This window comes from Amphritea sp. (genome assembly GCF_050300915.1).
Classification (GTDB): Bacteria; Pseudomonadota; Gammaproteobacteria; order Pseudomonadales; family Balneatricaceae; genus Amphritea.
Genome location: NZ_JBNKYN010000004.1, coordinates 104,537 through 111,286 on the forward strand (window position 1 = coordinate 104,537; position 6,750 = coordinate 111,286).

Annotated in this window: 5 protein-coding genes; 4 read left to right on the top strand and 1 reads right to left on the bottom strand. The window is 52.4% G+C overall.

The annotated features are described in order from the left end of the window. Positions 1-122 precede the first annotated feature (122 nt). The 3 genes from ACQY8X_RS02055 (at position 123) to ACQY8X_RS02065 (ending at position 3,659) form a co-directional block, all read left to right on the top strand. Entirely contained in the window at positions 123-1,907 is a 1,785-nt protein-coding gene (locus ACQY8X_RS02055; RefSeq protein ID WP_428033474.1) for an ABC transporter ATP-binding protein, read from the top strand. A gap of 47 nt (positions 1,908-1,954) precedes the next feature. Next, positions 1,955-3,079, top strand: a complete 1,125-nt coding sequence (locus ACQY8X_RS02060) for a phospholipase D-like domain-containing protein (RefSeq protein ID WP_428033475.1) — start codon at positions 1,955-1,957, stop codon at positions 3,077-3,079. A 118-nt stretch (positions 3,080-3,197) separates the two neighbouring features. Further along, positions 3,198-3,659: a glycine zipper 2TM domain-containing protein gene (locus ACQY8X_RS02065; protein ID WP_428033476.1), complete on the top strand. Its 462-nt coding sequence runs from the start codon at positions 3,198-3,200 to the stop codon at positions 3,657-3,659. Between the two features lie 83 nt (positions 3,660-3,742). Here ACQY8X_RS02065 and ACQY8X_RS02070 read toward each other — a convergent pair whose 3' ends face one another. After that, positions 3,743-4,336, bottom strand: a complete 594-nt coding sequence (locus ACQY8X_RS02070; RefSeq protein WP_428033477.1) for a UPF0149 family protein — start codon at positions 4,334-4,336, stop codon at positions 3,743-3,745. Between the two features lie 128 nt (positions 4,337-4,464). Between ACQY8X_RS02070 and recQ the strand changes: the two genes are divergently transcribed. After that, the gene (gene recQ, locus ACQY8X_RS02075; RefSeq protein ID WP_428033478.1) at positions 4,465-6,606 is read left to right on the top strand and encodes a DNA helicase RecQ; all 2,142 of its coding nucleotides are present in this window, start codon (positions 4,465-4,467) and stop codon (positions 6,604-6,606) included. Positions 6,607-6,750: the final 144 nt, after the last annotated feature.

The following is a 6,750-nucleotide window of genomic DNA, read 5'->3' on the forward strand; positions in this document are numbered from 1 at the left end:
TTAGCGGTTTTTTTGCGCCTGTTAGTGATATTCAGGGTCTGAATGCCGCTAAACTTCGTAAATAAAGGGTTAATCTGGCCGACGATTCATCTGTAAAAGCATCAGGGAGGGCTCTTCTCGTTATGGAACAGCCGCACTACAACTGGCGATATATCTTCAGCGTCGCGCTGGAATACCGGCCTTTATTGATTAAAGCGAATATTATCGCTCTGCTGGCAACCTGTGCCAGTGTACCTCTGCCATTGTTGATGCCGATGCTGGTCGATGAGGTGTTGCTCAATCAGCCGGGTACGCTGGTCAACTGGTGTAACAGTGTTTTTCCACCGCACTGGCAGGGGCCAGTTCTCTATATCACTGCAGTGTTGATTTTCACCATCATTTTGCGAGCGGCAGCGCTGATATTCAATGTCTGGCAGGGGCGGCAGTTTTCGATCATTTCGAAAGAGGTGATCTATCGTATCAGGTCGGGCTTGCTGCAACGGCTGAAACGGATCTCAATGGCGGAGTATGAATCCCTCGGCAGTGGTTCAGTCAGCTCCCATTTTATAACTGACCTGGATACCGTTGACCGCTTTGTCGGTGCGTCAGTCAGCCGTTTACTGATCGCACTGCTGACCATTATCGGCACCGCCATCGTGCTGATCTGGATGAATTGGCAGCTGGCGCTGTTTATTCTGTTGCTCAATCCGCTGGTGGTCTGGTTAACGATGATGATCGGTAAGCAGGTCAAAGAGCTGAAAAAAAATGAAAACAGGGCTTATGAACAGTTTCAGGGTGGGTTGACCGAAGTGCTTGAGGCGATCTATCAGATTCGTGCGGCTAATCGTGAGAATCACTATCTGCAAGGGTTGATAGGTGATGCCCGCTCTCTGAGGGATCACTCCACCCGGTTTGAATGGCGCAGTGAGGCCGCCAACCGTTTTAGCTTTATGGTGTTTCTGGTTGGCTTTGACCTGTTTCGGGCACTGTCGATGGGGATGGTGGTGTTTTCCGATCTCAGTATCGGGCAGATGATGGCGGTCTTTGGTTATCTCTGGTTTATGATGGGGCCGGTTCAGGAGGTGCTGGGGATTCAGTATGCATTCTATGGGGCGAAAGCGGCTCTGCAGCGGATAAATCGTCTGGTTGGATTGGATGAAGAGCCTGACTATCCTCATCTGCATGACCCTTTTGCCGGACGAACCTCGGTATCTATTGAACTTGAGAATATCCACTTCAGCTATAGTGAAGGGCAGGAGATACTCAAAGGCCTGTCGTTGAAAATAGAGGCGGGCCAGAAGATCGCGCTGGTGGGGGCCAGTGGTGGCGGGAAATCTACCCTGGTGCAGGTGTTGTTGGGGTTGTATCAGGCCAGGGAGGGGCGGGTGCTGTTTGATGGTGTGCCGGTTGAACAGATCGGTCTTGATCTGGTGCGGGAGAATGTCGTCACGGTGTTGCAGCATCCGGCACTGTTTAATGATTCTGTCAGGGGCAACCTGACACTGGGACGGAAGTTTAGTGATCAGCAGTTGTGGCAGGCACTCGAAGTGGCGCAGCTGGCGAGCTTTGTGCAGCAGTTGGATGATGGACTCGATACGATGGTAGGGCGGCAAGGGGTGAGATTGTCCGGTGGACAGCGGCAGCGTCTGGCCATTGCCCGAATGGTGCTGGCCGACCCGAAAGTGGTGATTCTGGATGAAGCCACTTCTGCACTGGATGCTGAAACAGAGTTTAACCTGCACCGGGATATGGCCAGTTTTCTGCGCGGACGAACCACCATTATTGTCGCTCATCGTCTTAGTGCCGTTAAACAGGCGGACCATGTCTATGTGTTTGAGGATGGTCAGGTGGCAGAACAGGGTGATCATGAAGAGCTGTTACAGCAGAATGGATTGTATGCGCGTCTGTATGGTCAGCGGCAGCATTGATAACGCTGCTGAATTAAGTGCTGAATTGAGGCCAAAGGGAGCAGGGTATGACAGGCAGATACCGCTGGTCGGGTGGTAATCGGGTTGAGCTGCTGGTGGAGGGGAAACAGTTTATTCCCCGTATGCTGCAGGTGATTGAAGAGGCGCGTGAGACTCTGTTGCTGGAGTTTTACATGGTCAGCTCCGGGGATGTCGCTGATCAGTTTATCAGTGCCTTGATCAGGGCGTCTAAACGGGGTGTTCGGGTATGCTGGCTGATTGATGATTTTGGTGGGCGAAAGTTTCGTACTCAGGACAGCGAAAAGCTGATGCAGGGTGGGGTTCAGGTCAGACGATATAATCCGATCAGTCTGTTTAAGCTGGCCAGCAATCTGGTCAGAGATCACCGCAAGCTGATGATTGCTGATCAGCGCATCGGCTTTATCGGTGGCACCGGTATCAGTGATGAGTATCTGCGCAGTAATTCCGAGGAGGGTGCGCTGGCCTGGCAGGATGTAATGCTCCAGGTTCAGGGAGCGGTCGTTGCCGATATGGTGCAGCTGTTTTCCCGGCAGTGGTTGAATTCTGGCGGTGTGATGCCACCAGTCACTCCGCAGGAAACTGCCCGTCTGGGGGATGCGCTGGCGCGGGTGACTGAAGTCGAGGGGCTGAAATTGCAGCAGATCAAACGCAGTTTTGTCCACCATGTAAAACAAGCGAATGAGCGTGTGTGGCTGGCAACCGCGTATTTTATGCCGGCCTTTTCGGTGCGTCGTAGTCTTCGGCTTGCTGCTCAGCGAGGGGTTGATGTGCGGCTGATCGTTGCCGGGCCTGATACTGATCACCCGTGGGTGTATCACGCGTCAAAGCGTTATTACCGGCGCTTGTTACAGGCCGGCGTGAGGATTTTTGAATATCAGCCCTCTTTTCTGCATACCAAACTCGGGTTGTGTGATAACTGGGTTTCGGTGGGGTCATGTAATCTGGATCACTGGAACCTGCGCTGGAATCTTGAGGCAAATCTGGAAGTGGTGGAACCACAACTGACTCAGGCTGTCGAACAGTTGCTGAACAGTGATATGTCGCGCAGTTATGAGGTGATCTACGCTCATTGGTGTAAGCGTCCCTGGTATCAGAAACTCAGGGAGGTGAGCTGGTCGTTGCTATGCCAGCTGCTGTTAAAGATCCGTTAAGCTGGTGGTTGTTACACTCGGCTTATTTGAGACCGACTGCTCAGATTATGCTTATCAGGTTATACTGGCTGTATAGGCTGAGTTTTTTAAAAAATACAACTGTCTTCAGGACTGATTTATGAATAAAGTGATTATTGTTACCTTTACTGCAGTCGTACTGCTGTTGCAGGGCTGTGCGTCTTCACTCAGTGGTGACACTTATTCCCGCAGCGAGGCCCGCAAGGTTCAGAATGTTGAGTATGCCTGGGTCGATGCCGTGAAGCCGGTTATTATCGAAGGACGTACCGACAGTCCGCTGGGCGCGGGTACCGGTGCCATTGTGGGTGGTATTGCCGGTAGCACTTTAGGTGGCGGAAAGGGCAGCAGTATTACCACGGTTGTGGGCGCGGTGGCCGGTGGCATACTGGGGCAGAAAGTTGAAGAGAACGCGACCCGTAAGCAGGGTCAGGAGGTCACAGTGACTCTGGAGAGCGGCAAGTCGATCTCTATCGTTCAGGAAGTGGGAAGCGATGGTTTCTTCCAGCCAGGTGAGCGTGTTCGCGTGCTGCGTCAGGGATCTACTGCACGAATTGTGCGTTAACGCTGAAGTGAACGGTTTACTGCGCATAAAAAAGCCGGCTTCTGATTAGCGGGCTTTTTTGTGTCTGATCTAATATCTATGGCTTACTTTTTGTCAGCGGGTGCGTGGAACAGCAGGTAAAGATCGACCAGCAGATCCGGAATGGTGTGACACATCTCATCACAGAGCTTAGTGTCAGCGCGCATCTTGACAAACTCTTCGTCATCGAACAGCTCAGATGCAATCATGATAGGCAGCATCAGCTCGGCGACTTCCTCTTCAGCCTGGTGGTTAAACCACTCGTCCTCTTTGAGGAAAACGCCCTCCATGAACGCCTGAGCCCAGGAGGTCAGATAGCTTTGTTCATCGTCCTCTTCCGGTACCAGTGTCAGATCGCACGGCAGCAGCATATCCTGATCGTTGTAAAGATCGCTGCCAATGCTGAAGTAAAAGCGCCGCAGTAAACCTTCAATGCGGGCTTTCTCTGTTTCAGAGGTGTATTCAGGGCTGCCATCAAACAGTTCCTGCAGCCACTGTTTTTCAGAAATCTTCACCGGGCTGATATTCAGGGCACAAAAATAACCATGGGTGCCAACCAGATCCAGCGCATCTTCAGATACTGCATCTGAGAACAGAAATGCTTCAAGCTCATCCAGTTCCTCATCAGTAAGGGGTGTATTCAGCATCGCATTTTGCATAGGTTCCGGTCCGGCTAATAAAGTGTGGGCAGATTCTAACAGCGAAAGGCTTCGGATCGTAGTGTTAATCTGTCCGAAACCGATAAATCTGGATGACAGTCTGCGCTTCATCCCGGATAATGCCGCCCATGATAGAAAAGGCGCGGCACCTCTTAAAACAGATTTTTGGTTACGACCAGTTTCGTGAACCGCAGCAGGACGTGATTGAAACGTTGCTGGGCGGCGGCGATGCTTTGGTGGTGATGCCTACCGGTGGCGGAAAATCACTCTGTTATCAGCTTCCGGCGCTGATTCGTCCGGGGGTTGCGGTGGTGGTTTCGCCACTGATCGCGCTGATGCAGGACCAGGTGCAAGCGCTTTCCCAATGGGGTATAGCGGCGGGATACCTCAACTCGTCGATGGATTATTCCATGGCCCAGGAGGTGGAGCATCAGTTGCGCAGCGGTGAGCTGGATCTGCTCTATGTCGCCCCGGAGCGGTTGCTGCAGCCCCGTACTTTAAAAATGTTGTCAGAGTGTCAGTTGGCGTTGTTTGCCATTGATGAAGCGCACTGTGTGTCCCAGTGGGGACATGACTTCCGTCCAGAGTATCTGCAGCTGAGTTACCTGCAGGACTGCTTTCCGGGCGTCCCCCGCATCGCCTTAACGGCCACCGCTGATGAGCGTACCCGGGATGAGATCTGTGAACGGCTCGGGCTACAGAGCGCGCGCAAATTTATTCAGGGGTTTGATCGTCCCAATATCCGTTACCGTATTGGTCAGAAGCATCGGGCCAAAGAGCAGTTACTGAAGTTTCTCAAGGCCGAGCATGCCAGTGATTCCGGTATTGTTTACTGCCTCTCGCGCAAAAAAGTTGAAGACACCGCCCAATGGCTACAAGAGCAGGGCTTTAATGCACTGCCGTACCATGCCGGGCTGCATGCGGAGCTGCGGCGGCATAACCAGCACCGTTTTCTGACTGAAGAGAATATTCTGATGGTTGCAACGGTTGCCTTCGGTATGGGGATTGATAAACCCAATGTGCGTTTTGTGGCGCACCTCGATCTGCCTAAAAGTGTCGAAGCCTATTATCAGGAAACCGGTCGTGCCGGACGGGATGGTCTGCCCGCTGACGCCTGGATGGTCTATGGGTTGCAGGATGTTATCTTTCTGCGGCAGATGCTGGAGGGGTCGCAGGCGGATGATCTGCACAAAAGTATTGAGCGACAGAAGCTGGAGGCGATGCTGGGGCTGTGTGAGATCACCAGTTGTCGTCGTCAGACGCTGCTCACCTATTTTGGCGAACCGCTGCCTGAACCTTGCGGTAACTGTGATACCTGTCTTGAGCCTGTGCCGGTATGGGATGCAACTGAAGCGGCACGTAAGGCTTTGTCTGCGGTGTATCGGTGCGGTCAGCGGTTTGGTGTGAATCATATTATTGAAGTGCTGTTGGGTAAATCCAGTGAGCGTGTGCTGGAGCTGAAGCATCATCAACTGAGTACCTTTGGTATTGGTAAAGAGCTGGATCGTAATCAGTGGCGCTCGGTGTTTAGGCAGCTGGTGGCCAGAGGGTATCTGAGTGTGGCCGCTAACAGTCATGGGGTGCTCTACCTGACCGATAGTTGCCGGCCGTTGCTAAAAGGCGAGCTGCGGGTAGAGATGCGCCAGGATAAGCGTAAGCAGGAGTCTTTCCGTAAACGTAATGATCCGCAACAGAAGCTGGATGTTGAAGATTATGGTTTGTGGAATGCACTCAAAGCGTTGCGGATGACTCTCTCTAAAGAGCAGGATGTTCCTCCCTATGTGATCTTTCATGATGCCACTCTGATGGAGATGGTGATGTATCGTCCGTTGACTCATCAACAGATGGGGCGTTTGAGTGGTGTGGGTGAACGTAAGCTCGAACTGTATGGTGATGCGTTTCTTGAATTAATCCGTGAATACCAGGCAGAACAGCAAAACCCTCTGAATAAAGATCTGCAGGTACATGAGTCGGTTGCCCTTTATCGTTCGGGAATGACCGTCGCTCAGGTAGCGCGACAGCAACACCTGTCAGAAAACGTCATCTATAACCATCTGGCTGATGGGATTGCGGCAGGCGAACTGCATCTGCATGACGTGATTACGCTGAATGGTAATCAGCTGCAGCAGGTGCAGCAGATTATGTGCGCTTCTATGGCGTCTTCGGGCGTGGCACTAAAGCCAGTTTACGAAGCGCTGGATGGTTTATATGAGTATGGTGTACTGCGCTGTATCCGTGCGGATATGGAGCGCATTGAGCAGGGTAGTTAGCGGTCTTGGCTGAGCTCTGGGGGCTGTTTCTCAACGACAAGCTGGCCGTGCCGGACTATATTGCCTGCTACATTGTGCGGGATTGGGAGTGGGACAATGAGGAAAAGACACCGACCGTTTTTCCGTCTGCGGATGGGGAGATTA

Coding starts and splice junctions, on each gene's coding strand:
- ACQY8X_RS02055 (WP_428033474.1), top strand. CDS start 123: ATGGAACAGCCGCACTACAACTGGCGATATATCTTCAGCGTCGCGCTG.
- ACQY8X_RS02060 (WP_428033475.1), top strand. CDS start 1,955: ATGACAGGCAGATACCGCTGGTCGGGTGGTAATCGGGTTGAGCTGCTG.
- ACQY8X_RS02065 (WP_428033476.1), top strand. CDS start 3,198: ATGAATAAAGTGATTATTGTTACCTTTACTGCAGTCGTACTGCTGTTG.
- ACQY8X_RS02070 (WP_428033477.1), bottom strand. CDS start 4,336: ATGCAAAATGCGATGCTGAATACACCCCTTACTGATGAGGAACTGGAT.
- recQ (WP_428033478.1), top strand. CDS start 4,465: ATGATAGAAAAGGCGCGGCACCTCTTAAAACAGATTTTTGGTTACGAC.